Raw genomic sequence first — 24,996 nt, 5'->3', positions numbered from 1 at the left:
CGGCCACGGAGTCCTGGACGGGATTGGACGGCCGGGACAGACCGGTGGACAGGCTGGGTTCGGTCGTCTGCTCAAGGCTCCGCGTCGGCTGGCGCTCGGTCATGCTCAACTCCCTGGTCGGGGTCGGATCGGTCGGGATCAGATCGGTCGGGGTCACAGCTGGATCCCGCATTCGGTCTTGCCCGTACCGGCCCAACGCCCACTGCGGGAGTCGGCGCCCGACAGCGGACGACTGGTGCAGGGTTCGCAGCCGATCGAAGGATATCCGTCCGCCAACAGGGGGATTGCTGATCAGGCCGTGCTCCTCGGCGTAGGCCGCCACCTCGTCGTCGGACCAGCCGGCGATCGGCGCGATCTTGACCATCTTCTTGCTGCTGTCCCAGGAGACCACCTTGGTGCCCGCCCGGCGGGCGCTCTGGCTACGCCGGATGCCGGTCGCCCAGGCGGCGTACGGCGCCAGTGCCCGACCCAGCGGCTCGACCTTGCGCATCTTGCAGCACAGGTCGGGGTCGCGGGCGAACAGGTCGCGCCCGTAGATCGCGTCCTGTTCGGGCACCGACAGCTCCGGGGTCACGTTCACGACGTTGACGTCGAAGATCTGCTGCACAGCGTCGCGGGTGCCGATGGTCTCGACGAAGTGGTAGCCGGTGTCCAGGAAGAGCACATCCAGGCCCGGGGCGGTCCGCTCGGCGAGATGGATCATCACGGTGTCGGCCATCGATGAGGTGACCGCCAACCGGCGACCGAACTGCTCGAAGCCCCAGGCCATGATCTCCTCGGCGGCCGCGCCCTCGAGATCGCGTCCGGCCTGTTCGGCCAGTTGCTGCAGCTGTGTCTCGTCCAGTTCGGCGGCGCGGCCGATCTCCGGGCGGGTTTGGCAGATCGTCATCGCGGCTCACCTCCGGCCGGGTTCACCAGGCCGAGGAAGCTGACCGAGAAGGCGCGCAGGCAGCTGTGGCACTCCCAGCCGCCACCCTCCCGGGGGAACAGCGTTTCCTCGCTGCAGTATGGGCAGTACGCGATCGGCTGCCGGCCGCCGTCCGGAGCGGCGGTCACCCCGGCGCTGGCTGACCCGGCGGTCATAGGAGGACCGCCTCATCAGCCCTGGCGACCCACTGGGCGAACCGCTCACCCTCGTGCCGATCGGCGAGATAGGCCTTGGCGACCCGCTCGACATAGTCCGGCAGTTCGTCGGCGGTCACCTTGTGGCCGCGCAGCTTGCGGCCGAAGCCGGCGTCCAGGCCGAGTCCGCCGCCGAGATGCACCTGGAAACCGGGCACCTGACCGCCGCCCGGTCCCGGCACCAGCTGACCCTTCAGGCCGATGTCGGCCACCTGGATCCGGGCGCAGGAATTCGGGCAACCGTTGATGTTGACGGTGATCGGGGAGTCGAGGTCGCCGAGTCGCCGCTCGAGTTCCTCGACGAGGTCCTTCGCCCGGGCCTTCGTCTCGACGATCGCCAGCTTGCAGAACTCGATGCCGGTGCAGGCCATCACCGTCCGACGCCAGGCGCCGGTTTCCGCGGACAGCCCCAGGCCCGCGAAGTCGGCGATCAGGCCGTCCACCTCGGCCTCCTCGAGGTCGAGCACCAGAAGCTTCTGCATCGGAGTGGTCCGCACCCGGTGGGAGCCGTGTGCCTCGGCCGTGTCGGCGATCCGGGAGAGCGTCTCCCCGCTGACCCGTCCGGCGATGGCGGTGAAGCCGACGAAGTAGCGGCCGTCCTGCTGCCGGTGAACTCCGATGTGATCACCAGGTGAGACTGGTGTCTCAGGTGCTGGACCATCGATGAGGGGGCGATGCAGGTACTCGGTCTCCAGGATCTGCCGGAACTTCTCCGGGCCCCAGTCGGCGACCAGGAACTTCATTCGGGCCCGGCTGCGCAGCCGGCGGTAGCCGTAGTCCCGAAAGATGCCGATGACGCCCGCCCAGACCTCCGGTACCTCGGCCAACGGCACCCAGCTGCCGAGCCGGACCGCGAACATCGGATTGGTGGACAGGCCGCCGCCGACCCACAGGTCGAAACCCGGTCCGTGCTCGGGATGGTTGACGCCGACGAACGAGACGTCGTTGATCTCCGGCACGACGTCCTGGCTCGGGTGACCGCTGATCGCGGTCTTGAACTTCCGTGGCAGGTTGGCGAACTCGGGGCTGCCGATGTAGCGCTCGTTGATCTCCCGGATCGCCGGGGAGCCGTCGATGATCTCGTCGGCCGCGATGCCGGCGACCGGCGAGCCGATGATCACCCGCGGCGCGTCGCCGCACGCCTCCGTGCTGTCCAACCCGACCGCTTCCAGCCGCGCCCAGATCTCGGGGACGTCCTCGATGCGGATCCAGTGCAGTTGGATGTTCTGCCGGTCGGTGATGTCGGCGCTGCCGCGGGCGAACTCGGTCGAGATGTCGGCGATGACCCGCAACTGATCGGTGCTCAGCGCGCCGCCGTCGATCCGGACGCGCAACATGAAGTATCGGTCGTCCAGCTCCTCGGGTGCCATCGTCGCGGTCTTGCCCCCGTCAATGCCCGGCTTGCGCTGGGTGTACAGACCGAACCAGCGAAACCGTCCGCGCAGGTCACCGGGGTCGATGCTGTCGAATCCCTGCTTGGCATAGATGTTCACGATGCGAGACCGGACGTTCAGCGGGTTGTCATCCTTCTTGGACTGCTCGTTGGCGTTCAGCGGCTCCCGGTAGCCGAGAGCCCACTGGCCCTCGCCCTTCTTCCGGCCGACCTGTCGACGCTGGCGGCGGCGCGGGTCGGTCGTGCTGCCCGGGCTGTCGGAGCCGTGGTCTGGGTTGTCATCGCAATCCTTCGGGATTCGTCGTGAGCTGGTCGAGTGCATGGTTCGAATGGCTGTGCTGGGCGGGCCGTCCCCGGTGCGAAGCACCTCATCCGCAGCAGTCGCACCACTCGTTGACGGGCGAGTGAACCGCGCGATGCCCGGGCGCGTCGAATCAGCGCAAGCCGAGCTGGATGCCGTGGGGGGATCAGGCAGAAGGCCGACACATCATCGACTCCGTCAGAGCGAAGTCGACGAACCGGCGTACGACGAAGGGGCCGAGATCGAGACAGATTCCGGCCGGCGCCTGGAGGGTCGCCCGCTGGGCCCGCATCCCGGAAACCGGGCGGAGGTAGTCGGGCAGCCGCGTACGCATGGGTCAAGAGTTCCCGGTGGAGGCACGATCAGGCAAGTCCCATTCCGAAAGGCGGACTTCCATCTCAAATAATGGACGCCCTGACGAGAACGACGTCGGGGTTCAGCGCGGGTTCCGGACCCGGTCGATCGCTGAATTGAAGGCGGCACCGATCAGTACGGCGAGCGAGACGACGTAGAACCACAGCAACAGGGCGATCGACGCGGTCAGTGGGCCGTAGATCGACGGACCGTTCGCGGTCCGGCTGAGCCAGGCCCGTAGTACCCAACTGCCTCCGATCCAGATGATCAGCGCGAGTCCGGTGCCGGGTACGCCGGAGCAGATGGTGAACCGGCGGGGGAGCGAGACGTCGTACAGGGTGAGCAGAAAGACCGACGATCCGGCCAGCACCACCGGCCAGTACAGATTGCCGAGCCAATGCAGCGGATCGGGCAGCGTCCGGTCGATGAAGCCCGGACCGGCGACGACCAGCGGAATCATCACCACGGCGAACAGGATGAAAACCAGATACAACCCGAAGGACAGCGCACGGGTGATCAGGAAGTGCCGGTGATCTCGGTAGCCGTACATGATGCCCACGCTGCCGACGAAGACGTTCAGTGCCCGGGAACCGGACCAGAGGGCGATCACGAAGCCGATCGAGATCACGTCGGCCCGGCCTCCGGCAAGCACATCGTCGATGGTCGGTCGGATCACCGTGTCGACGGTGGGCTGGGTGAGTACCTGCGACGACAGCCGAAGCAGTTGGCTGCGTGCCTCGTCGACCAGGTGCGGGTTGATCCCTGCGGTGACGAAGCCGATGGCCCCTGCCGCCGCGAAGATCAACGGCGGCATGGACAAGAGAGCGAAGAACGCCGCCTCGGCGGCCAGCCCGGTGGCGCGATAGCGGAACGTGGTCCGTACCGTCGACTCGACGACGGCCCAGACCTTGCCCGGCGGTCGGCGCAGACGCGGAAGCCATCGGCCGATCCCGGTCTGCATGAACCCAGGCTAGTGAAACTCGGCAGCCGAACCCGGGATTGCTGCGGTTGACGCGTGCCATCAGCCGCTCGTGGTACATCAATCATCCGAACGGCGGACGCAATTGTCGGATGAGGGCAATAATCTACACGGCAGTATCAACACGGGCGTTCGGAGACCTCGGTGAGCATTGCCTTCCCAACGGTGCACGGGTCAACACTTCGCAGCCAGGAAGCGGCGTTGCGCTCGGTGCCGACCGCCGACTGGGTGGCCGCCCTGATCATCACCGGGACCCTGATCCTCGCCACCGCGACAACCGCGACCGTCGGGCCGATGCCACGTACCGGTGCCGCGATCATCGGCCTCGGTCTGCTGGCGTTGATCGGACGGCGATATCAGCCGCTGCCCGCGGCCGTAGCCACGGCGGTCGTCGTGATCACCAGCGTGGTCACCGCTCCGCAAGGCGTCAAGGCGCCGGTGCTGGTCGCGATAGCGCTGGTGGCCTATTCCCTGGTCCGCTACGAGTCCGGTGGCCGCCTCATTGCCGGGATGCTGGTCTGCATCGGCGGTGTGGCGATGGCCCGCCTGGCGCTGCCCGACGAGCGAGCCCACGGCGTGACCCTCACCCAGCTCGAGGTCGCGCTGGTGTTGCTGCCGGCGGTCACTGCCGGCCTGGTGCGGGTACGTCGGGTGCTGGGTGACCTGCTGGTCCCTGGATCCCCGTGGTTCGAATCGGCCGACCGTGAGCCGCAGGACGGGCAGTCGGCGGTCGAGGACCGCGTGGTCGCGGGGTCCGCCGCTCCGCTGCTGACGGCCGGTCGGTCCCCTGACCCGCTGGGTTGACTTCGGCCGCGCCAACCGGGATCGGGTGTTGTCGACGATCGCCCTCGGATTGGTGCTGTTGGTGCTGATCCTGCAGGGTCTGAGAGGGGCCGCGCCGTCGGCCGACCCGGCGCTGGCCCGCGATCTCGCCGCGATCGCTCTTGGCATGATCGCGGTCGGCTCGATCGCCTTGATCGGACGGTGGCCGTGGCCGGCGCTGCTGCTCGCGCTGGTCGCCGCGGTCGGGTTCACCGGCATGGCGACCCGTCCGGACGCATACAACACCGTCATCGGCGGTGTTGTGGTGATCGGACTGCCGCTGATCCTCGGCGGGCTGCTGCGGCGGCGCCCCGCCTCGATCGCGCTCGGCTCGTGCCTGGCCGCGATCGTGCTGATGGGTCTGGTCGCCGATGCGACCGGTGTCGGCACCTACGGTGCCGCGGACACTTGCCAGGAGGTGCTGTCCTCCCTCGCCCTGGCGGTCGGAGCCTGGTCTGCCGGTCGGGTGCTGCGACGCGGCAGCACCGCTGCCTGGACCAGAACCCTCCGGACGGCCGTCGACCCACTGCCGGTGCTGCTCCCCGATGCCGGTGAACTCGTGCTCCAGGCGAGCGCGCTCGGCCTGCGTCCGACGATGATCCGGGTCGAACCGCTGCCCGACGGAGGGTCCCTCGAGCCGCGCAGCGTCGACGTCGTCCGGAACGTCCTGCGCGAGGGACTGAGCAACGCCGCGCGGCACGCACCCGGTGCTGATCTGACGATCAGCATGCTGGCCGACGGCGCGGCGGTCCGGATCGACGTGGTCAATGGCCCGGTCTCCGGCGAGGCAGGGCAGGCGCGCGGTTCGGGTCGGGGTATTCCCACGCTGGCGCAGCGGGTCGCCGCGGTCGGCGGAATGTTGTGGGTCGGGCCGGCGTCAGGCGGGTTCGCCCTGCGCGCCAGGGTCCCGCTGACGCGACTGCCGCAGCTCAGGAACGATGATCATGATCGGCTGCTCGACACGGGAGCGAACCCAGACCGGTGAACGTGCCCGCCGGGGTGGCGACTGTCGCAGCGTTCCCGACGCCGTCCAGCACTGCGCGGCTGATCACCGTCGCCGCGGCCGCCTGCAGTTCGACCAGTACGGCGATCCGGCCGGCCGGATCCGTCGGCAGCGGGTACTCGCCGGTCGCCAGACCGAAGATGGTATCTCCGTCGTACAGGGTGTGCACCGGGTCGAGGCAGCGGGCCAGTCCGTCGTGGCCGCAGGCAGCCATCCGGGTCGTGTCCGCCACGTCCAGTGCGGCATCGGTCGCGACGACGGCGATCGTGGTGTTCAGGCCGTCCGGCGCACCCGGTTCGAGCTCGCGGAGAAGATCATCGATCCCCGGTAGCACAGGCACGCCACGGGCGTTCACCACTGCCAGTGCGCCGACGGTGTAGACCGCAGCGCCGGCCGCCGGTTCCCCATCGGCAGGCGGGACACTCACGGTCAGCGAAGCCGTACCGACGCCGCCTTTCAGTCGCCGTCCCGCGACCAGCGAGCCGGCCCCGGCGCCGACATTGCCGCGCTGCACCGCAGCATGATCACCGGACCCGTCCGCGAGCTCTGCCGCACGGTATCCCCAGTCCTCCTCGGGACGGGCGGTGAATTCCCCGCCGCGGCCGAGATCGAACACCGCGGCCGCCGGAACGATCGGCACCACCCGGTCTTGCCGGCCCAACGGCAGGCCGCGCCGGTGGTCCTCGCACCAGCGCTGGGCGCCGTGGGCGGCGATCAGGCCGTACGCGCTCCCGCCGGTCAGGGTGACCGCGTCGACGGTGGACACCAACGTGCCGGGTTTCAGCGCGTCCGTCTCGTGGGTGCCCGGCCCCCCGCCGCGGACGTCGACCCCGCCGACGGTGCCGTGCGGCGGCAGCACAACGGTCACGCCGGTGAGATAGCCGCCGTCGCTGCGGTGCACCTGCCCCACCCGGATGCCGGTCACATCGGTGATGCTGCCGCCGTGCGATGCGTTGTCGATCATGCGGGCCCCTCGAACGCAAGGCTGCTCTGCAGTGTCGGCAAAGCGCCGATCAGTCGGGCGGTATAGGGATGGTGCGGCTCGGTGTAGACGCGATCGGTCGGGCCGCACTCGACGATCCGCCCCGACTGCATCACCGCGACCCTGGTACACAGATGTCTGATCACGTTCAGATCGTGGGAGACGAAGACCAGCGTCAGGTCGTAGGAGTCGACCAGGTCGGCCAGCAGGTTCAGCACCTGGGCCCTGACCGATACATCGAGCGCCGACACCGCCTCGTCGGCCAACAGGATCCTCGGCTCGGTGATCAACGCACGGGCGATGGCGATCCGCTGGCGCTGGCCACCGGAGAACTGGTGCGGGAAGCGGTCGGCGGCATCGGCGGGCAGACCGACCGCGGCCAACAGGTCGGCGACTCGCGACCTGCGGTCCCGATGACTGCCGTGACGCAACGGCTCGGCGATCACCTCGCCTACCCGCATCCGTGGATCGAGGGAGGAATGCGGATCCTGGAAGACGATCTGCACCTGCTCCCGAAGACCACGGAGCTGACGTTCGCCGGCACCGGACAGTTGGTGACCGGCCACCTCGGCGCTGCCGGAGGTGGGCGAGTCCAGGGCGCAGAGCAGCCGCAGCAGGGTGGACTTTCCTGACCCGGACTCGCCGACGATCCCGAACCGTTCACCCGGCGCGATGTCGAAGGAGACCGATTCCAGAGCGCGGATCTCGCGGCGTGGACCGAACAGGGACGTTCGACCGCGATGGTAGATCCGCGACAGGTCCCGGACCCGGATCACGGCCGGGCCCTCGGTGCGGTTGAAGATGATCGCGTCGTCGTCGGGCAACACCTGGTGTTGACCGCCGGGGCGGGACGGTTCGCCGGCCACCGGTGCCGGCGGTGACGACGCTGCCGGCATGGCCGACGCCCGCGAGCCGTCACCGTCGTCGGACTGCGGAACGGTGATCAACTTTCCGCTCCGCGGATCCGTAGCCAGCGCCGAGGCCGCCAGTAGTCCGCGGGTGTAGGGATGCTGGGGATCGTTGAAGACCCGGTCGATCGGTCCCTCCTCGACCAGTACGCCGTCCCGCATGATCAGCACGCGCTCACAGAGTCCCGAGACGACCGCAAGATCGTGGGTGATGAACAGCAGGGCGGTGCCGGATCGGCGGACCTGATCACGCATCAGCTCCAGCACCTGTGCCTGGACGGTGACATCCAGCGCCGTCGTCGGCTCATCGGCCAGCAGCAGGTCGGGTGAGTTGGCCATCGCCATGGTCAACATCACCCGCTGCCGCTGACCGCCGGACAGTTGATGGGGATAGGCGTGGGCGGCGACGGCCGGATCGGGAATGCCCACCCGGTCCAGCAACTCCACCGACTGCCGCTCCGCCTGCTGACGGGGCACGCCGTGCAGGGCCATGATCTCGGCGACCTGACGGCCGACCTTCATCAGCGGGTTGAGCGCGGTCATCGGCTCCTGGAAGATCATCGACATCCGGTCGCCCCGCAGCCCGGCCAGCCGCGACTCCGGCAGGGTCAACAGATCATGATCAACACCGTCGAGGTGTACCGAACCGGACACCTGAAGATCCTCCGACAGCAGGCCCATGATCGACAGACAGGTGATCGACTTGCCCGAGCCCGACTCGCCGATCAGGCCCACCCGTTCACCAGGTTCGATGCTCAGCTCAAGACCGTCGACCAGGGACCGCCGGCCGCTGCGTACAGACAGTGCCGACACCTCGAGCAGGCTCATCGCCCGCGCTCCAGTCGTGGGTCGAGGGCGTCCCGCAGACCATCGCCCAGCAGGTTGAAACCCAGGACGGTCAACGCGATGGCGCAACCCGGCCAGACGATCAACAGCGGGTTGCCGAAGACATAGGTCTGCGATTCCTGCAGCATCCGTCCCCAACTCGGGGTGGGAGCGGGGGTGCCGAGACCGAGGTAGGAGAGGGCGGCCTCGGCCAGCACGGCGACGGCGAAGTTGACCGATGCCTGGACGATCAGTACCCCGCCGATGTTCGGCAGGATGTGCCGGATCGCGGTGAACCACCATCCGCGGCCGGCGGCGCGCGCGGCCAGGATGTACTCCCGGCTCATCACCTGCATCGTTCCGCTGCGGGCCACCCGGGCGAACGCCGGCGCTGTGCCGATGCCGAGGGCCGTCATCGCGGTGACCGCACTGCCGCCCCAGATCGCGCCGAAGATGATCGCCAGGAGCAAGGCCGGGAAGGCCTGCATGATGTCGTTCCAGCGCATCAACCAGGCGCCCGCCCGGTGTCCGGTGCTACCGGCGAGCACCCCGATCGGGACGCCGATCACGGCTGCCGCCGCGACCGCCACGACGCCGACCAGCAATGTGGTGCGGCTTCCGGCGATGATCACCGACGCGATGTCGTGGCCGAAGGAATCGGTGCCGAGCCAGTGTTTCGCCGACGGGCCCCGGAGCCGGCCCGCGACGTCGACGACGGTCGGGTCGTAGGGGAGCCAGACGAAGGACACCAGGCAGGCGAGCACCACCAGCCCTACCAGCACGGCACCGGTGATCATGGTCGGATTGACCGTACGGCGCCGTACCGGCGGTTCGCCGCCCGTGGGCAGCATGGCCAGGGCACTCATCGGGAACTCCTCAGCCTGGGGTCGATCGCCGCATACAACAGGTCGACCAGGAGGTTGATCACCAGGACGATCGCGACGATCAGCATCACGATGGCCTGGATCTCGATCAGATCGCGGTTCTGTACCGCCTGGACCAGCAGGCTGCCGATCCCGGGCACGACGAATACCGACTCGATCACGATGGCGCCGACGAAGAGAGCGGCGAGTTCGATCCCGGTCACTGTCAGCACCGGGATGAGCGCGTTGCGGAGCCCGTGGCGGACCAGTGCCCGGAACGGTGTCAGGCCCTTGGACCTGGCAGTCCGCATGAAGTCCTCCCGCATGATGTCCAGCACCGCCGAGCGCACGTACCGGCTGAGGATCGCACCCTGGATCAGCCCGAGCGAGAGGGCAGGCATCAGCAGGTGGCTCAGGAAGCCGCCGACGCCTTCGATCGGCGCAACCCAGCCGCTGGCCGGAAGCCAGCGCAGGGTCACGGCGAAGAGGATCACCAGCAGCAGGCCGGCGAGGAATCCGGGCACGGCGACCGCGAGCTGGCTGAGCGCGCTGAGCACCGCACCGGCGACCCTGCCCTGCCGGTATGCCGCGAACACTCCAACCGGCATAGCGACGCATACCGCGATGATCATTCCGGAGATGACCAGGATCAGCGACACCTGGAGATGATCGAAAACCTCGCCGGCGATGGCTTGGTGGGTGACATAGGAGGTGCCGAGATCGCCGTGCAGCAGGCCTCCGACCCACTCCAGGTAGCGCACGACCAGCGGCCGGTCAAGACCGAGCTCTCGCCGCAGGGCGGCGACGGTCTCCGGAGTGGCCTGCACGCCGAGCATCGTTCGCGCCACGTCGCCGGGCAGGATCGACAGCATGCCGAAGACCACGACCGAGGCGACCAGCAGGGTGAGCAGGAAGAGCGCCGCCCTGCGGACCAGGCGGATCGCCATCAGCGCCTCACAGCGACCGACGGGACGATGGGTGACCGGCGCATGATCTCGATCATGGTCCCGCCCGTCATCACGACGGGTTGCTGGCGTCGGTCAGGTCGAGCGATACGCCGTTGTCGTTGGCGTCGATCCCGGACACCGACTTCTTGGTGATCACGATGTTCGGCGCGTTGTAGAGCCAGTCGGCCGGTACGTCGTGGACCAGGATGTCGACGACCTTCTTCATGTCGTTCGCGTACGGCGCGTCGCCGGGCGCCGCCGCGGCCTCGTCGAGAAGCTTGCGGACCTGCGGGTTGTCGTAGTTCCAGTAGTAGTCGGGGTTGCCGTAGTTGACGATGTTGCGCGCCTCGACGTGGTTGATCACGGTCAGGTCGTAGTCCTTCTGGGTGAAGGTCTTGTCGAGCCAGACCGCCGGGAACTCCTGGGTGTGCAGGTTGGCTGTGACGCCGATCTTGGCCAGATCGGACTTCACCACCTGGGCGATTGTCTGGCAGTAGGGCAGGTTCGGCACCGCGAAGTCGACGCTGAGATGCGTCTTGCCCGCCTGGGCGAGCAACTGCTTGGCCTTGGCCGGATCGTACGGATACTTGTCCGCCAGATCGGTGTACCAGGGGTCGGTCGGCGGCACGGGGGCGCCCAGCACCTTGCCCAGGCCGTTGGTGGATGCGGTGTTGATCGCCTTGCGGTCGACGCCGTAGATGATCGCCAACCGGACCCGCCTGTCATTGAACGGCGCCCGGCCCGGGTTCATCGACATCACGGTGATGCCCTGCGTGGTGCCGGTCTCGACCTTGAACTGGCCCTGGGCCTGGAACTGCTTGACCTGGTCGGCGGCCTGGCTCTGGTAGACGGCGTCGATGTCCCCGCTGCGCAACGCGTTGACCGGGCCGTTGGCGTCGGCGTAGTAGCGCAGGGGTGACCTGGCTCAGCTTTGCCTTCGGCCCCCAGTAGGCATCGTTGCGCTTCAAGATCAACGACTCACCGCGGTTGTAGCGATCGAGGACGAAGGGACCGGTGCCCACGGCGCTGTTGGCGAGATCGTCCACCGCCTTGGGGTCGAACATCGCGCCCAACGGTCCGGCGAGCCAGAACAACAGGTTGTTGTCCGGCTCCGACAAGTTGATCTTGACCTCGGTGTCGGACACCACGTCGACGGACTTGATCGCGGCGAGGTAACTGGGAGTGTTCGCCTTCCAGTCCGGCACCCGGCCGAGGCTGAACTTGACGTTGTCGGCGGTGAACGGGTCGCCGTTGGAGAACTTCACCGCGGACTGCAACGTGAAGTCGTAGGTCAGCCGGTCCTTGCTGACAGTCCAGGACTTGGCAAGCAGCGGCCGTACCTTGGCCTGACCGTCCAGCTTCACCAGACCCTCGTAGACGTTGTACATCAGCGCCTGGGGGATCGCTGCTCCCGCGGTCTGGGTCATGTCCAGATTGGCCGGGGCGGCACCGAGCCCGACCTGAAGCGTCTGCGCGGCGGCACCGGTGGACTTACCGGCGGGCGCGTTGTCGCCGGCGCCGGCGGAACATGCCGCAGCCAGCAGGACGAGGCCGGCCAACAATGTGCCAACCAGCAGGCGCACGCGGCGCGACGCCGCCGGCCGTACCTGGGCGGATCGGGGCTTGCTCATCGTGAGCCTTTCTTGGTCGGCTTCGTTTCGACTTCCCGGGCTGGAGCCGGCGCGTCAATTGTGGCGCGAGATGCGCGGCCAGGGACGGACCGCCGCCTCCGGGCGGTTCGTCTCGAAGAAGGCAGCCGCGGCCAGTGCTCCGCGATCGTCGAACCGGCGCGCCGCGATCTGTACGCCGATCGGGCGCCCGTCGCCGGTGAACCCGCAGTTGATGCTGATCGCCGGCTGCCCGGACATGTTGTACGGCATGCAGAACCCGATGTGGTCCATCGCGTGATCGACGTCGTTGCTCGGCATCGGCCATTCGGCCGGATACGTGGGTTCGGGAGCGGCGGGGGACAGCACCAGATCGAAGCCTGCGGTGGCAGCCAGCGTTCGACGGGCGACCTCGATCTGGGCGTTGGCGCCGGCGGTCGCCTCCGGTCCGCCCAGCTCCTTGCCGGCCAGGCACCACTCGGCGATGAACGGCAACAGCAGACCGCGGCGCTCTGCCGGAAGGTTGAGGTAGTCGTTCCAGTGGCCGACCCGCCAGAACAGGTCGACCTGCTGCAACAACCGCGTGGTGAGGAACGGGTCGAGCGGCTCGACCGTTGCGCCGGCATCGGCGAACACGTCGGCAGCGGCAGCGACGGCGGTCCGGACCTCGTCGGCGACCGGGGTGCCGGTACCCGCGTCGAGCAGCAACCCGATCCGTACGGCGTGCGGATCGAAACCGGCGTCGGTCCAGTCGATCAGCTGCTCGGGAAGGCTGTACGGGTCCCGCTCGTCCGGACCCGAGACCACCGGCATGGCCAGGGCGATGTCGGCGACGATGCGGGCCAGCGGCCCGATCGTCCGGCCCGTGTAGCTGGGATCGACCGGGATACGGCCGTAGCTCGGCTTGAAGCCGACGCAGCCGTTCCAGGTGGCCGGCAACCGGATCGAGCCGCCGATGTCGCTGCCGAAGTTCAGCGGTGCATAACCGGCCGCGGTGGCAGCGCCGGCGCCGGAGCTCGAGCCGCCCGGGTTCCAATCGGGGTTCCACGGATTGCGGGTGGTCTCGTGCAGCGAGGACACACCCGAGGACAACATTCCCCAGTCCGGCATCGTCGTCTTGCCCAGGATCACCGCGCCGCCGGCGGAGAGCCGTTCCGCGATCGGCGCGGTCCGGGCGGCCGGCACCGGAGGACTCGCGGCCGTGCCCCAGCGGGTCGGTTCTCCCGCAACGTCCACATTCTCCTTGATCGTCACGGTGACGCCGTCAAGCGGTCCCCGCGGGTCCCCGTCGGCCCAGCGCTTCTCACTCGCCCGGGCAGCGGCCAGGGCGTGGTCGGCGTACACGATCTGCATCGCGTTCAGCACCGGCTCGGCCGCAGCGATGCGGGCCAACGCGGCCTCGGCCACCTCGACCGGGGACAGCTCGCCGGACAGATAGCCGGCTCGCTGACCGACCGCGTCGAGGTCCGCGATCCGATCACGATCTGCCATCCGTCCTCCGCTCGCCGCGTCGCGTCCATAGTTGTCCGCACTTCGGTGTGTCCGAGGTGTCTTCGAACTTTCGGGTGTCCGTACGCTACCGCCGCCCCGACTGCGTTCCTATCCAGGTCTCAGCGCCGAACGAGGCGCTGTTCGAGCCGGGATCGGAGACCCTGAGCGACTCTCGAACCGGCCCCGGAACGACCGCACACGAGTGGTGTGACATCCCACACCGGCGGTGTTAAGTCGGGGTCTATGCTGAGCCCGTCGCAGGCAGCACGACGCCCAGCAGATAGGAAACCAAGCATGTCCTACATCAGTAACGATCCTGCGCGGTTCAGCGAGGAGGCAACCGCCGGATTCGTGGCCGCCCATGCCGATCTGGTCCGGGCCGTACCGGGCGGTGTCGCCCGCCGCACCGCGACGCCGGAGGGTCAGGTCGCGGTGGTGATCGGTGGCGGCTCGGGACACTACCCGGCGTTCGCGGGGCTGGTCGGTCCCGGGTTGGCCTCGGGAGCAGCGGTCGGCAACGTCTTCGCCTCACCGAGCGGCCAGCAGGTCTACAACGTCGCCAAGGCCGTCGAGAACGGCGGCGGCGTACTGCTCACCTGCGGCAACTACGCCGGCGACGTGCTGAACTTCAACCAGGCAAGGGATCGGCTGAAGGCCGAGGGTGTCGCGGCAGAGACCTTCTTCGCGACCGACGACATCTCCTCGGCCAAGCCCGATGAGGCGGAGAAGCGGCGCGGCATCGCCGCCGCGCTCGCGGTCTACAAGATCGCCTCCGCCGCGGCCGAGGCCGGTCAATCCCTGGATGAGGTGGTGGCGCTGGCAAAGCGGGTCAACGACAACTGCCGCACCCTGGGTGTCGCGTTCTCCGGCTGTACGCTGCCGGGCGCCACAGAACCGTTGTTCACCGTTCCGGCAGGCCGGATGGGCGTGGGCGTCGGCATCCACGGCGAGCCGGGAATCGATGAGACCGACCGGCTGTCGGCCAAGGACCTCGCCGCGATGTTGTGGGACGCGGTGATCGCCGAGAAACCCGCCGATGCCGGGGACCGGGCGTTGATCTTCGTCAACGGGCTCGGGTCGGTGAAGAACGAGGAACTGTTCATCCTTTTCAACGACATCCGCGCCCTGGCCGAACGGGACGGTGTGCAGGTGGCCGGCGTCGAGGTCGGCGAGCTGGTCACCAGCTTCGAGATGGCCGGTGCATCACTGTCGTTGGTCTGGGTCGACGACGAGATGCTCGAACTCTGGGAAAAGCCCGCCTACACCCCCGGCTACCGCAAGGGCAGTATCGGCGCCCAACAGGACTCCGAGGTGCTGGGCGACGTCGACGAGGCGGCGGCGGTCGAGGTCGGCGAGGCGAGCGAGGATTCCCGCCGGGCGGCGGCGCTGGCCGCGCAGTTGCTGGACACCGTGCATGCAACCGTCCGTGAGCACATGGACGAACTGGGCAAGCTCGACGCGGTCGCCGGTGACGGTGATCACGGCATCGGCATGGAACGCGGCGCGCGGGCAGCCGCCGAGACGGCCCAGGAGTTGCTGCAGCGCGGCGCCGGGGCGCAGACGCTGCTGGTCGAGGCCGGCGCCTCCTGGGGTGCGCAGGCAGGCGGCACCTCCGGAGTTATCTGGGGTGCCCTGCTGGACGGAGTGGGCCGGGCGTTGGGTGACGACGCCCCGGCGACGCCGGACTCGGTGGTGACCGGTGTCCGGCAGGGGGCCGAGGCCGTGACGCGGCTCGGCGGCGCCCACCCGGGCGACAAGACACTGGTGGACGCGCTGGGCCCGTTCGCGGAGACCCTGGCCGAGCAGATCCAGGACGGCCGGACCCTCGCCGAGGCCTGGCCCGCCGCAGCAGCCGAGTCGACCAAGGCGGCCGAGGCGACCAAGGATCTGCTGCCCAAGCTCGGCCGGGCCCGCCCGCATGCCGAGAAGAGCCTGGGCACCGCGGATCCTGGGGCGATCTCGTTCGCGCTGATCGTCACCGCCATCGGAGAACAACTGGCCGCCCGCGGCCGCTGAGACAAGAGCTTCGTGAGACAAGGCTGGGAAGGAACTGACATGGCTGACAAGAAGTGGCGGATCGTGGTGGGCAGCGACGATGCCGGGTTCGACTACAAGGAGTCGCTGAAGAAGGATCTGGAGAACTCCGACCTGGTCGAGGCGGTCGTCGATGCCGGCGTCGACGCGGACGGGCACACGCCGTACCCGACGATCGCGATCGAGGCAGCCGAGATGGTGTCCCGCGGCGAGGTCGACCGCGCGTTGCTGGTCTGTGGCACCGGACTGGGCGTGGCGATCTCGGCCAACAAGGTGCCCGGCATCCGGGCGGTGACCGCCCACGACTCGTACTCGGTCGAGCGGTCAGTGCTGTCCAACAATGCCCAGGTGCTGTGCTTCGGTCAGCGGGTGGTCGGCCTGGAGCTGGCCCGCAAGCTGGCCAAGGAGTGGCTGACGCTGCATTTCGACGAGTCCAGTGCCTCGGCGGAGAAGGTCGCGGTGATCAGCGACTATGAGAGCAGGACCGACACGTCGGCCGACCAGGCCGCCGCGTCGTCCTGCTGACCCTCCGGAACCGACATGGCCCCGGTCTTCCTCGGTGTGAGCCTGAAGCTCTATCTGGACCACACCGCCACCCAGCACTGGGTACGCGAAGTCGTGGCGATCGCCGGCCGGTCGCCGGCGGTCGCCGAGGGCCGGGTCGAGGTGGCGGTGTTGCCCACCTTCGTGTCGATCGATGCGGTGTCGATGATCACCCGCGGAACCCCGGTGCGGTACGGCGCCCAGGACCTGGGCTGGGCCGATCACGGCGCCTACACCGGAGAGGTGAGCGGTGTTGATCTTGCCCTGCTCGGTTGCAGCTACGTCGAGGTGGGACATGCCGAACGGCGCCGGTTGTTCGGTGAGGACGACAAGATCATCGCCGGGAAGTTCGCCGCGGCCGTACGCAACGGGCTGGTCCCGATCCTGTGCGTCGGCGAGGTCGACAGGGTCGACCCGGCCGCCGCGGCCGATTTCTGTGTCGGCCAGGTCGCGGCGGCACTCACTGAGATCGATCAGGGCGTTCCGGAATTGATCATCGCCTATGAACCGGTCTGGGCGATCGGAGCCGACGAGCCGGCGAGCACTGAGCACATCCGCGGTGTCTGCGCCGGTATCCGCGCCGGTGTCGCCGACGACCATCGGTTGACCGGAACACGGGTGATCTACGGTGGGAGTGCCAAGCCGGGACTGCTGTCCTCGTTGGGATCCGAGACCGTCGACGGGCTGTTCCTCGGCCGGTTCGCCCACGATCCCGCTGCCGTCGCGGTGATGATCGACGAGGCCTCGGCACTGCGCGGCTGAAATGACCAGCACCGCTTCCGGATCCCGCCAGGACAGGCGTACCGAACGGCAGAACGCCATCGCGCGGGCCGTGATGGAGCACGGGTCGATCCGGATCGAGGAACTGGCCGAGCGGTTCGGGATCAGCGTAATGACCGCGCATCGTGATCTTGACGAACTGGAAGGCCGCGGACTGCTCCGCAAGTCCAGGGGAGCGGCGACCGCGCAGGCTTCGACCCTGGTGGAATCCAGCGTGGTCTACCGGCAGACCCAACAGCTGGAGATCAAACGATCTCTGGCCGGGACGGCGTTGCGCCATGTCAACACCGGGCAGTCGGTGTTGCTCGACGATTCGACCACGGTGCACCAGATCATCCCGTTGCTCGTCGATCGTGCGCCGTTGACGGTGATCACCAACTCGCTGAGCGCGATCAATGAGGTGAGCAACACCGATGGGTTGTCGTTGATCGGCCTCGGCGGGGAGTACTACAACTGGTGCGCCTCCTTCATGGGCCGGGTGACGAACGAGTCGATCCGCCGGTTGCACAGCGATCTGCTGCTGATGTCAGCAGCCGCCATCATCGACCAAACGGTCTACTTCCAGGCGTCGGAGACCGTCGACACCAAGCGAGCGATGATGGATGCGGCATCGGTGAGGATCCTGCTCGCCGATCACACCAAGTTCTCCGGCCGGGCGCTGCACGCCTGCGCCGAACTCCGGGAGTTCGACCACGTGATCGTCGACCACCTCACGCCGCGCGGTGTCGTGGAGACCCTGCGACGCGCCGGCACCGACGTCACCGTGGTGCGTCCCCGCCGCTGACCCCGCCGCACCAGTTTCTCGGCGCCGCACCAGTTTGTCGGCGCCGCACCAGTTTGTCGGCGCCGCACCGGCTGCAGCGGGTGCGCCGCCGCGCAAGTGGTGCGGGAAGCAGGTCCCGGGCTTGTAAGCCATCAAGTTCAACCTTGCGTGCTTGAAGGAGATAGCTTCACAATGGCCGGGTGAAGGAAAAAGCTTCAGCGACCGGGATGCGGGCCGCGCTGATCGGGGACCTCGTCGCATCGCGTACGGCCGTCGATCGCCAGGCACTGCACCAGCGGCTCTCCCGCGCGCTGTCGGCCGTACAACGGCAGACGCCAAGCCTTGACCCGCCGACGATCTTGGCCGGCGACGAGGTGCAGTCGAGCTATGCCACCGTCGGCGACGCGCTGCATGCCGCCTTCCTGTTGCGGATCCTACTGGCGCCCCAGACGGACATCCGGTTCGGCATCGGCTGGGGGAAGGTCGAGATCCTCGACCCTGAGCGGCGTACCCAGGACGGTCCGGCCTGGTGGCAGGCCCGTGCCGCGATCGAGACGGTGGAGGCCAGGGCGATGCACCCCGGCACGCGCAACGCGCGGTTCTGTTATCGCGCGGCGCCCGACGGCAGTGGTCCGAACGAGGCAGCGGTGGAGGCGGCACTGCTGTGTCGGGACCATCTGATGGGATCGTTGGACGACCGTTCGATGCGGATCCTGGGAGGTCTGGTGGCAGGCCGGAGCAAGACCGAGATCGCCCGAGCCGAGGACATCTCCACCTCGGCGGTGTCGCAGCGCGCCCAGCGCGACGGCCTCGATGTGATCGTCGCTGCCAGCGCCATGCTCCGGGAGGTGCGATGAGCGTCGTCGGTGTGTTATTGATCGCCATCGGGCTGACCGATCTGTGCCGGCGCCAGGCGCTGCCGTTCTGGGCGCCGGTGATCGCCGGACCTGTGATGATCATCGCTTTCGGTCTGCTGGCCGATCTTGGTTCGATCGGCGCCGTCTGCCTGCTGGTCGGATCGGGGCTGATCACCGTCGCCTGGTTGGTGTTGTCCGGACGTTCCCGGGTCGGAGCCCTGCACCAGGCCGTGCCGCTGACCGTGCTGGTCGCCGGTGTGTTGGTGATGATCATCCTGAGTCCGTTGGCCGGTACGGCCGGGGGAGTGCTCGCCGACTGGCTCCGGGCCACCGGGTGGTACGGCCTGGTCAGCGTCGGACCGGATCGCTTCCTGCTGGTGCTCGGTCTGTTCCTGATCCAGTTGAGCACCGGCAACGAGATCGTCCGGCTGGTACTGGCCGCGACCGGGACGATCAAGCCGTTCGGCGAACCGCAGGCCTCTGATCAACTCCGTGGCGGCCGACTGCTCGGACCGCTGGAGCGGATCTTCATCTTCGGTCTCGGCTTCAGCGGGTACGCGACCGCCGCCGGCCTGGTGATCGCCGCCAAGGGCTTGATCAGATTCCCCGAGTTGAACGCCCGCCGCCGGGGCGGCTCGGTGACCGGTGTCGGCATCGACGAAGTCACCGAGTACTTCCTGCTCGGCAGCTTTCTGAGCTGGCTCATCAGCCTGGCCGCGATCGGCGTCGCCGCACTCGGCTGACCCGATCCCGGTCCGGTGCCGAGCTGGTTTGTCGAGTCAGAACTTGATCACCCGACACCTTGGGTCACGATCGGGCTTACAACGTTGAAACTCGAACGGTACGTCGATACAGTCACTTCATAAGGCTCCGCGCGGGTTGTCGGGATCATCGTGCCCGCTGTCGGAGCGACGGAGGGATAGCGCCAAAGGGGACGCAGATGGTTTCTCGCGACCGCGGAAGCGGCCCGTTCTCCGCTCCGACACGTCTTTCCAGGCGAGGGTTGATCCGCGGCGGCCTTGGGCTTGCCGCGGGTCTCGGCCTCGCCGGAGGGTTGTCGGGATGCGGATCGGCATTGTCGGCCGGAATTGCCCGCACACAGCTCGCACCCGGCACGGTCACCTACTGGAATCTGTTCGGCGGCGGCGACGGGGTCCGCATGGTCGACATGCAGAATGCGTACGAGAAGTCTCCGGGTGCGTCGCCACTCCAAGCGGCGACGTTCAGCTGGGGCAACCCGTACTACACAAAGGTCTCACTGGCCACCGTCGGCGGTGCGCCGCCGGACGTGTGCATCGCCCACCTGACCCGGATGAAGAATCTGGCGAGCGCCGGGCTGCTGACCGAGATCACCGACGACATGCTCAGTCTGGTGGGGTTGAGTCAGAGCGACTTCAACCAGACGGCCTGGGACCAGGCGAAGGTCGACGGGAAGACGTACGCGATCCCGCTGGACACCCACCCGTTCGTCATGTTCTACAACAAGGACGTCTGCCAGAAGGCCGGTCTCCTGGACAGCTCCGGCAATCTCAAGCCGATCCACGGCAAGGACGGCTGGGAGGCTGCGCTGACGGCGGCCAAGAAGGTGACGGGTGCCTACGGAGCGTCGGTCTGCTCGGTCGGCGACACGTCGACTCCCTGGCGCTGGTTCCAGACTCTCTACAGCCAGCGCGACGGCAACACGCCGTGGCTGGGTGACGGCGGGCGGAAGCTCACCTACAACAAGGAACTCACCCTCGACACGCTGGCCTGGATCCAGTCGCTGACCAAGTCCGGCCTGATGCCACCGACCACCGACTACGCCGGCGCGGAAACGATGATGTTCACCGGCAAGTCGGCCTTCTACCTGGAAGGCGAGTGGGAGATCAGTACCGCCGAGGCGGTTCCGGGATTCAAGTTCGGCATGGTTCCGGTGCCGACGATCTACGACAAGCCGGCCGCCCAGGCGGACTCCCACATGTTCGTCCTGCCACGGATGGATCGCAGCGCGGACCAGCTGAAGCGGACCATGGGCTTCGTCAAGTTCCTGCTTTCGCAGAGCATGACCTGGGCCAAGGGCGGTCACGTTCCGGCCTATCTGCCGATCAAGGACAGCGAGGCGTACAAGAAGCTCCTGCCGCAGGCAAACTACGCGCAGGCGGCGAACTATGCGGTCTACGACGCGCCGGCGTGGTATTCCGGCTCCGGTTCCAACTTCGAGAACATCGTCGGCGCCCAGATCGGCCTGGTCCTGCAGGGGATCGCATCGCCCAAGGCCGCGCTCGCCAGCGCCCGCCAACAGCTTGAGATCTACGCGAGGACGGAGAGCCCGCTATGACGGCGACTGCAGAAATCCAATCGGCGCCGGTCGCGCGGCCGACGCGAGACGACGAGAGCGGAAGTCCGCGGACCAAGGGGATGAGCCGGGCCGGCTGGCTCTTCCTTGTGCCCTTCGGAGTCTTCTACGTGTTGTTCCTGATCTGGCCGGTGATCTACATGCTGATCACCAGCTTCTTCAACACCACGATGATCAGGAACGGATTCGGCGGGTTCGCCGGATTCGCCAACTACCAAGAGATGCTGACCAAGCCGGAGTTCTGGTCGGCGATGTGGCACACCATCCAGTTCACGATCTACACCACGCCGCCACTGGTGATCCTGGCCTTCGTCTTCGCTGTGTTGGCCAACCGGGCACAACACGGGCAGTGGTTCTTCCGGCTGGCCTTCTTCGTGCCGTTCATCCTGCCGTCGGCGGCGATCGCGCTGATCTGGACCTTCATCTTCACCCCGGGCACCGGCCTGTGGAACTCGTTCCAGACTCTGCTCGGTGACGATGCTCCACTGCCGGTGCTCGGCACGCCGAGTATCGCCATGGTCGGTATCGCCATCACCACCGTCTGGTGGACGATCGGCTTCAACTTCGTGCTGTATCTCGCCGGCCTGCAAGACATCCCGCGAGAGTTGTACGAGGCCGCCGCGGTGGACGGCGCCTCACCCTGGCAGCAGATCCGGTCGATCACCATCCCGCTGCTGGGCCGGACAACGACGCTGGTGATCCTGCTGCAGATCGTGGCCAGCATGAAGATCTTCGATCAGGTCTACCTGATGACTGCCGGTGGGCCGGGCATCTCGACCCAGGTGCTGCTCGGCCTGGTCACCAACACCGCATTCACCGACTACCGGGTCGGTGCTGCCTCGGCCGCCTCGGTGCTGTTGTTCATCGTCATCCTGCTGATCACCCTGGTCCGCCAGCTGATCGTGCGGGCTCAGGAACGAAGGGAGGCAACGCGATGACCGAGCGTACGGCGGAGACGCCGACCACAGAACAAGGGCCCGATTCCCGGCCACCGCGCCGAGCCCGCAACGGGGTGTCCGCGGCGGCACCGGCACGGCACGTTCCCGAGAACGGTGCCCGGGGCTCCGGACGAACCTTCACCATCGTCGCGTGGACGGTGTTGATCATCTTTGCCGTGCTGTGGCTGATCCCCAGCCTGTGGGCGATCAAGACCTCGCTCACCGACAACGGCGTGTCGGCGGTGGGTGCCGGTGCGATCCTGAAGGACTGGAACCTGACCTTCGCGTCGTACTTCACGCTGCTGTCCGCCGGCAACATCTGGAACTGGTACCTGGCCAGCTTCGTCACCGCAGCGCTGACGACGATCTTCGCCGTACTGTTCTCGGCGATGGCAGCGTACGCGCTGTCCCGGCTCCGGTTCCGGGGTCGGAACGTGATCTTCCTGCTGTTCATCGGCGGCATTTTGGTGCCGCCGCAGGTCCTGATCGTCCCGATCTTCCAGATGCTCAACATCGGTGGGCTGTTGAACACCTACTGGGCGGTGATCCTGCCGCAGATCCCGACTGTGGTCTCCGTCTTCGTGTTCAAGCAGTTCTTCGACGGTATCCCGCGTGACTTCGAGGAATCGGCGCGGATCGACGGCGCGGGCTACTGGCGTTCCTTCCGGTCGATCATCATGCCGCTGTCCCGGCCGGTGATGGCGGCAATGGCGATCGTCACCTTCGTCGGTACCTGGAACAACCTGATCCTGCCGCTGTTCGTCCTGTCCAACCCGAAGCTGATGACCATCCCGGTCGGCTTGGCGACGGTGCAGGGCTCGTACGGCCAGCGACTCAGCGACATCCAGGCGTCCTCGATCCTCGGCGCGTTGCCACTGGTGATCCTGTTCCTGATCTTCCAGCGGCGCATCGTCGAGGGCTTCGCGGGCAGCGGTCTGAAGGGCTGATCAAGCCCGATCGGCCACCCCTGCCCTTGCCGCACCAACTGCTGCACCCCGCACCGTGTACACACGGTGCGGGGTGCAGCACGTGGTGCGGGAGCGGGCGCAGACAAGACGGCAGACACGACGGCAGACACGTGGGCAGACGAGAGGAAGGTGGAGGATGACCGACGATCCCGATGGGTACTTCGGGGCAGACGTCGCCGCAGGCTACGACGACCCGGAGTCGCCGATGTTCCAGGCTGCACAGATCGCGCCGGCCGTCGAACGGTTGGCCGAACTGGCCGGCGATGGGCGGGCTCTGGAGTTCGCAATCGGTACGGGCCGGATCGCGCTGCCGCTGGCCGAACGCGGCGTCCCGGTGGAGGGTATCGAGCTGTCCCGGGCGATGGTCGACCAGTTGCGGACCAAGGCCGGGGGACAGGACATCGAGGTGGCCATCGGAGACATGACGAGCGCCGTGGTGCCCGGTGAGTTCGCGCTGGTCTATCTGGTCTTCAACACGATCATGAACCTCACCAGTCAGCGGGCCCAGACCGACTGCTTCCGCAATGCCGCCCGGCACCTGCGGCCGGGCGGGCGGTTCGTCATCGAGGTGATGGTTCCTGATCTTCGCCGGCTGCCGCCGGGCCAGGACGCGGTGCCTTTCGACGTCTCTGAGCGGCATCTGGGCTTCGACACCTATGACACCGCGACGCAGGAAATGACGTCGCATCACATCACCTTCGTCGAGGGCCGACCGCGTTATGCGGCCGTACCCTTCCGGTACGCCTGGCCGGCCGAACTCGACCTGATGGCCGAGCTCGCCGGGATGGGTTTGGAGAACCGATGGGCGACCTGGTCGGGTGAGCCGTTCACCGGCGAGAGCCGGTCACACGTGTCGGTGTGGCAGAAGGCCTGACTGGGCCGTTCAGCCCAGCGGGATCGCGTTGCGCAGCAGGTCCCGGTCGATCTCGCGGTCGCCGGACTTCTTGATCACTTCGCGGGCCCGATCGGTCTGGTCCTCGACGTTCCACAACAGCACGCCGGCGACACCGCCCCGACCGTCCAGGTAGTACACGACGCCGCGCTCGTGATCACCGTCCCAGGACTCCACCGTCTCGGCGGATGCGTCCAGGCTGCCGACCGCCTCGTACCGGTTGCCGAACAGCTCGGAGTAGAAGTACGGCGTGTAGTCGTACCGCTCGTGTGCTCCGGCGAGGTTCCGGCCCGCCTGGGTGCCCATGGCGTTGGCGTTGTCCACGTGCTCGACCCGTTGTCGGCCGAGGATCGCGTCGGGATAGCTGGCGATGTCGCCGGCAGCCAGGATGTCGGGGTCACTGGTGGTCAGGAACTCGTCGACGATCACGCCGTCATCGACCTCGAGTCCGGCCTTCTCGGCCAGTTCGGTACGAGGCGTGACGCCCAGTCCGACGACCACGGCGTCGGCGTCGATCCCGTCGCCGGATTCGGTGCTGAGCCGAACTCCGTCGGGTCCGGTTTCGCCGCCGGTGATCCTGGTCTGTGGACGCAGGTCGATCCCGTGCTGCCGGTAGAGGTCGGTGAGATGCTCGGCCAGGTGTCGCGGGAACTTCTCGGCATAGATCAGCTCCTGCGGAAAGATCATGATCACCTTGGTGTCGTTCTGGGACAGCCCGGCGGCGAGTTCGGTGCCGATGTACCCGCCACCGACGACGGCGACCTGCCGACCGTTCCCGGACAGCTCCCGCAGTCGACGGTAGTCGTCGACGGAGCGGAAGTGGATGACCCGGTCGTCCTCAGGCAGGTCAAGCCGGGTCGGTTCGCCACCGGTTGCCAGCAGCAGCCGCCGGTAACCCACGGTGTTCCCGCCGGCGGTGATCCGGTGGCGGGCCGGGTCGACCGAGTCGACGGTCACGCCGGTGATCAACTGCGCCCCGGTCTGTTCGACCGTCTTCAGCCAGACCTCTTCGAACTCGAAGTCGGGATCGGTCCACAGCTTCTTGGTCAGTGCGGGACGCGTGACCGGTTCGTCGGGATCGGAACTGATGATCCCGACGCTTCCGTTGGGGTCGACGTCCTGGATCGCCTTGGCGGCGTTGTCGGCGACCATGCCGCCACCGATGATCAGATAGTCGTAGCTGTCTGCCGGTGTGTTGAGTGTGTTCGGTGCGTTCATGACCACTCCTGGAGTTGATGGTCCCTGCTTGATGGTCCCTGCTTGATGGTCCCTGCTTGATGGTCCCTGCT

23 protein-coding genes and 2 pseudogenes are annotated in these 24,996 nt (G+C 67.6%); 12 read left to right on the top strand and 13 right to left on the bottom strand.

Going from position 1 to position 24,996, the window contains the following annotated elements; translation table 11 throughout:
- Positions 1-153: 153 nt before the first annotated feature.
- The 5 genes and pseudogenes from GJV80_RS08780 to GJV80_RS08760 form a co-directional block, all read right to left on the bottom strand.
- Positions 154-889: pseudogene (locus GJV80_RS08780) on the bottom strand (phosphoadenylyl-sulfate reductase).
- Positions 886-1,083 (bottom strand): hypothetical protein, encoded by a 198-nt coding sequence (locus GJV80_RS08775; protein WP_154687572.1) that lies wholly within the window; start codon positions 1,081-1,083, stop codon positions 886-888. Before GJV80_RS08775 ends, GJV80_RS08780 begins: the two are co-directional and overlap by 4 nt.
- Positions 1,080-2,837, bottom strand: a complete 1,758-nt coding sequence (locus tag GJV80_RS08770) for a nitrite/sulfite reductase (protein ID WP_154687571.1) — start codon at positions 2,835-2,837, stop codon at positions 1,080-1,082. Before GJV80_RS08770 ends, GJV80_RS08775 begins: the two co-directional genes overlap by 4 nt.
- 145 nt (positions 2,838-2,982) lie before the next feature.
- Positions 2,983-3,150 (bottom strand): hypothetical protein, encoded by a 168-nt coding sequence (locus GJV80_RS08765; RefSeq protein WP_154687570.1) that lies wholly within the window; start codon positions 3,148-3,150, stop codon positions 2,983-2,985.
- 102 nt (positions 3,151-3,252) lie between these two features.
- Positions 3,253-4,131, bottom strand: a complete 879-nt coding sequence (locus GJV80_RS08760) for a YihY/virulence factor BrkB family protein (RefSeq protein ID WP_154687569.1) — start codon at positions 4,129-4,131, stop codon at positions 3,253-3,255.
- A 162-nt stretch (positions 4,132-4,293) separates the two neighbouring features.
- Between GJV80_RS08760 and GJV80_RS08755 the strand changes: the two genes are divergently transcribed.
- Both GJV80_RS08755 and GJV80_RS08750 read left to right on the top strand, forming a co-directional pair.
- Complete coding sequence (locus tag GJV80_RS08755) at positions 4,294-4,953, top strand: hypothetical protein (RefSeq protein ID WP_154687568.1); 660 nt, start codon at positions 4,294-4,296, stop codon at positions 4,951-4,953.
- A 25-nt stretch (positions 4,954-4,978) separates the two neighbouring features.
- Entirely contained in the window at positions 4,979-5,956 is a 978-nt protein-coding gene (locus tag GJV80_RS08750) for a hypothetical protein (protein ID WP_195909251.1), read from the top strand.
- On the opposite strand, the gene GJV80_RS08745 is transcribed toward GJV80_RS08750, so the two are convergent.
- The 7 genes and pseudogenes from GJV80_RS08745 to GJV80_RS08720 all read right to left on the bottom strand — a co-directional run bounded on the left by GJV80_RS08745 (position 5,901) and on the right by GJV80_RS08720 (position 13,597).
- Positions 5,901-6,938, bottom strand: a complete 1,038-nt coding sequence (locus GJV80_RS08745) for a P1 family peptidase (RefSeq protein WP_195909250.1) — start codon at positions 6,936-6,938, stop codon at positions 5,901-5,903. The genes GJV80_RS08750 and GJV80_RS08745 overlap by 56 nt on opposite strands.
- The gene (locus GJV80_RS08740; protein ID WP_154687566.1) at positions 6,935-8,692 is read right to left on the bottom strand and encodes an ABC transporter ATP-binding protein; all 1,758 of its coding nucleotides are present in this window, start codon (positions 8,690-8,692) and stop codon (positions 6,935-6,937) included. Before GJV80_RS08740 ends, GJV80_RS08745 begins: the two co-directional genes overlap by 4 nt.
- Positions 8,689-9,486 (bottom strand): ABC transporter permease, encoded by a 798-nt coding sequence (locus GJV80_RS08735; RefSeq protein WP_230208386.1) that lies wholly within the window; start codon positions 9,484-9,486, stop codon positions 8,689-8,691. Before GJV80_RS08735 ends, GJV80_RS08740 begins: the two co-directional genes overlap by 4 nt.
- A gap of 65 nt (positions 9,487-9,551) precedes the next feature.
- Positions 9,552-10,499 carry an ABC transporter permease gene (locus GJV80_RS08730; protein WP_154687565.1) on the bottom strand — a complete coding sequence of 316 codons (948 nt, stop codon included), beginning with the start codon at positions 10,497-10,499 and terminating at the stop codon, positions 9,552-9,554.
- Positions 10,500-10,569: 70 nt separating this feature from the next.
- Positions 10,570-11,373, bottom strand: coding sequence for an ABC transporter substrate-binding protein (locus GJV80_RS24520; RefSeq protein ID WP_255455553.1), 804 nt, complete (start codon positions 11,371-11,373; stop codon positions 10,570-10,572).
- A 100-nt stretch (positions 11,374-11,473) separates the two neighbouring features.
- Positions 11,474-11,887: pseudogene (locus GJV80_RS24515) on the bottom strand (ABC transporter substrate-binding protein); the annotation flags it as partial.
- A gap of 297 nt (positions 11,888-12,184) precedes the next feature.
- Positions 12,185-13,597 (bottom strand): amidase, encoded by a 1,413-nt coding sequence (locus tag GJV80_RS08720; RefSeq protein WP_154687564.1) that lies wholly within the window; start codon positions 13,595-13,597, stop codon positions 12,185-12,187.
- Between the two features lie 294 nt (positions 13,598-13,891).
- On the opposite strand from GJV80_RS08720, the gene GJV80_RS08715 reads away from it, so the two are divergent.
- From GJV80_RS08715 to GJV80_RS08670, 10 genes are all read left to right on the top strand, one after another.
- Positions 13,892-15,613 carry a dihydroxyacetone kinase family protein gene (locus tag GJV80_RS08715; protein ID WP_154687563.1) on the top strand — a complete coding sequence of 574 codons (1,722 nt, stop codon included), beginning with the start codon at positions 13,892-13,894 and terminating at the stop codon, positions 15,611-15,613.
- Positions 15,614-15,652: 39 nt separating this feature from the next.
- Complete coding sequence (locus GJV80_RS08710) at positions 15,653-16,156, top strand: ribose-5-phosphate isomerase (protein ID WP_154687562.1); 504 nt, start codon at positions 15,653-15,655, stop codon at positions 16,154-16,156.
- Positions 16,157-16,171: 15 nt separating this feature from the next.
- Positions 16,172-16,936 carry a triose-phosphate isomerase family protein gene (locus tag GJV80_RS08705; RefSeq protein ID WP_154687561.1) on the top strand — a complete coding sequence of 255 codons (765 nt, stop codon included), beginning with the start codon at positions 16,172-16,174 and terminating at the stop codon, positions 16,934-16,936.
- A 1-nt stretch (position 16,937) separates the two neighbouring features.
- Entirely contained in the window at positions 16,938-17,738 is an 801-nt protein-coding gene (locus GJV80_RS08700; protein WP_154687560.1) for a DeoR/GlpR family DNA-binding transcription regulator, read from the top strand.
- 179 nt (positions 17,739-17,917) lie between these two features.
- Complete coding sequence (locus tag GJV80_RS08695; protein ID WP_230208284.1) at positions 17,918-18,574, top strand: SatD family protein; 657 nt, start codon at positions 17,918-17,920, stop codon at positions 18,572-18,574.
- Positions 18,571-19,317, top strand: a complete 747-nt coding sequence (locus GJV80_RS08690; protein ID WP_154687559.1) for a hypothetical protein — start codon at positions 18,571-18,573, stop codon at positions 19,315-19,317. Before GJV80_RS08695 ends, GJV80_RS08690 begins: the two co-directional genes overlap by 4 nt.
- A 332-nt stretch (positions 19,318-19,649) precedes the next feature.
- Positions 19,650-20,891: an extracellular solute-binding protein gene (locus GJV80_RS08685; protein WP_230208283.1), complete on the top strand. Its 1,242-nt coding sequence runs from the start codon at positions 19,650-19,652 to the stop codon at positions 20,889-20,891.
- A complete protein-coding gene (locus GJV80_RS08680; RefSeq protein WP_154687557.1) occupies positions 20,888-21,847 on the top strand; it encodes a carbohydrate ABC transporter permease in 960 nt (319 codons plus the stop codon). The genes GJV80_RS08685 and GJV80_RS08680 overlap by 4 nt, the downstream gene beginning before the upstream one ends.
- The gene (locus GJV80_RS08675) at positions 21,844-22,794 is read left to right on the top strand and encodes a carbohydrate ABC transporter permease (protein WP_154687556.1); all 951 of its coding nucleotides are present in this window, start codon (positions 21,844-21,846) and stop codon (positions 22,792-22,794) included. The genes GJV80_RS08680 and GJV80_RS08675 overlap by 4 nt, the downstream gene beginning before the upstream one ends.
- A 157-nt stretch (positions 22,795-22,951) precedes the next feature.
- Positions 22,952-23,689, top strand: coding sequence for a bifunctional 2-polyprenyl-6-hydroxyphenol methylase/3-demethylubiquinol 3-O-methyltransferase UbiG (locus GJV80_RS08670; RefSeq protein WP_154687555.1), 738 nt, complete (start codon positions 22,952-22,954; stop codon positions 23,687-23,689).
- Between the two features lie 9 nt (positions 23,690-23,698).
- Here the strand turns inward: GJV80_RS08670 and GJV80_RS08665 are convergent, their stop codons facing one another.
- Positions 23,699-24,925, bottom strand: coding sequence for an NAD(P)/FAD-dependent oxidoreductase (locus tag GJV80_RS08665; protein WP_154687554.1), 1,227 nt, complete (start codon positions 24,923-24,925; stop codon positions 23,699-23,701).
- Positions 24,926-24,996 lie beyond the last annotated feature (71 nt).

The organism is Microlunatus sp. Gsoil 973 (assembly GCF_009707365.1).
Classification (GTDB): domain Bacteria; phylum Actinomycetota; class Actinomycetes; order Propionibacteriales; family Propionibacteriaceae; genus Microlunatus.
The sequence above is the reverse complement of the archived record's forward strand: the minus strand, read 5'-3'. Positions and strand labels throughout refer to the sequence as shown.

Excerpts from the sequence above, each read along its gene's own strand:
- GJV80_RS08775 (WP_154687572.1), bottom strand. The coding sequence starts at position 1,083 with ATGACCGCCGGGTCAGCCAGCGCCGGGGTGACCGCCGCTCCGGACGGC.
- GJV80_RS08770 (WP_154687571.1), bottom strand. The coding sequence starts at position 2,837 with ATGCACTCGACCAGCTCACGACGAATCCCGAAGGATTGCGATGACAAC.
- GJV80_RS08765 (WP_154687570.1), bottom strand. The coding sequence starts at position 3,150 with ATGCGTACGCGGCTGCCCGACTACCTCCGCCCGGTTTCCGGGATGCGG.
- GJV80_RS08760 (WP_154687569.1), bottom strand. The coding sequence starts at position 4,131 with ATGCAGACCGGGATCGGCCGATGGCTTCCGCGTCTGCGCCGACCGCCG.
- GJV80_RS08745 (WP_195909250.1), bottom strand. The coding sequence starts at position 6,938 with ATGATCGACAACGCATCGCACGGCGGCAGCATCACCGATGTGACCGGC.
- GJV80_RS08740 (WP_154687566.1), bottom strand. The coding sequence starts at position 8,692 with ATGAGCCTGCTCGAGGTGTCGGCACTGTCTGTACGCAGCGGCCGGCGG.
- GJV80_RS08735 (WP_230208386.1), bottom strand. The coding sequence starts at position 9,486 with ATGATCACCGGTGCCGTGCTGGTAGGGCTGGTGGTGCTCGCCTGCCTG.
- GJV80_RS08730 (WP_154687565.1), bottom strand. The coding sequence starts at position 10,499 with ATGGCGATCCGCCTGGTCCGCAGGGCGGCGCTCTTCCTGCTCACCCTG.
- GJV80_RS08720 (WP_154687564.1), bottom strand. The coding sequence starts at position 13,597 with ATGGCAGATCGTGATCGGATCGCGGACCTCGACGCGGTCGGTCAGCGA.
- GJV80_RS08715 (WP_154687563.1), top strand. The coding sequence starts at position 13,892 with ATGTCCTACATCAGTAACGATCCTGCGCGGTTCAGCGAGGAGGCAACC.
- GJV80_RS08710 (WP_154687562.1), top strand. The coding sequence starts at position 15,653 with ATGGCTGACAAGAAGTGGCGGATCGTGGTGGGCAGCGACGATGCCGGG.
- GJV80_RS08705 (WP_154687561.1), top strand. The coding sequence starts at position 16,172 with ATGGCCCCGGTCTTCCTCGGTGTGAGCCTGAAGCTCTATCTGGACCAC.
- GJV80_RS08700 (WP_154687560.1), top strand. The coding sequence starts at position 16,938 with ATGACCAGCACCGCTTCCGGATCCCGCCAGGACAGGCGTACCGAACGG.
- GJV80_RS08690 (WP_154687559.1), top strand. The coding sequence starts at position 18,571 with ATGAGCGTCGTCGGTGTGTTATTGATCGCCATCGGGCTGACCGATCTG.
- GJV80_RS08680 (WP_154687557.1), top strand. The coding sequence starts at position 20,888 with ATGACGGCGACTGCAGAAATCCAATCGGCGCCGGTCGCGCGGCCGACG.
- GJV80_RS08675 (WP_154687556.1), top strand. The coding sequence starts at position 21,844 with ATGACCGAGCGTACGGCGGAGACGCCGACCACAGAACAAGGGCCCGAT.
- GJV80_RS08670 (WP_154687555.1), top strand. The coding sequence starts at position 22,952 with ATGACCGACGATCCCGATGGGTACTTCGGGGCAGACGTCGCCGCAGGC.
- GJV80_RS08665 (WP_154687554.1), bottom strand. The coding sequence starts at position 24,925 with ATGAACGCACCGAACACACTCAACACACCGGCAGACAGCTACGACTAT.